Origin of the sequence: Cohnella baijiui, assembly GCF_020731285.1 — a bacterium.
Classification (GTDB): domain Bacteria; phylum Bacillota; class Bacilli; order Paenibacillales; family Paenibacillaceae; genus Cohnella.
Genome location: NZ_JAJFOW010000371.1, coordinates 1 through 232 on the forward strand (window position 1 = coordinate 1; position 232 = coordinate 232).

General features: G+C 55.6%; 1 pseudogene. It reads left to right on the forward strand.

Annotated features, from left to right (window positions below):
- Positions 1-232, forward strand: a pseudogene (locus LKX83_RS33000) (pyrroline-5-carboxylate reductase); the annotation flags it as partial.

Consider the following 232-nt stretch of genomic DNA (forward strand, 5'->3'; position numbering starts at 1 on the left):
ATTAAGCCTAAAGACGTGGCAAGCGCAATTGCAAATATCCGCCCACTAACCACACCGCGCCAGCTCTTCATCTCCGTTCTGGCCGGTACATCTACGGATTATATTACCAGCCTCCTTGGTCATCAGGCGGCTGTGATTCGCACCATGCCGAATACATCCGCTGCTGTAGGCATGTCGGCCACAGCACTCGCGCCGGGGGCTCATGCGTCCGATACGGATATGGAAATAGCCC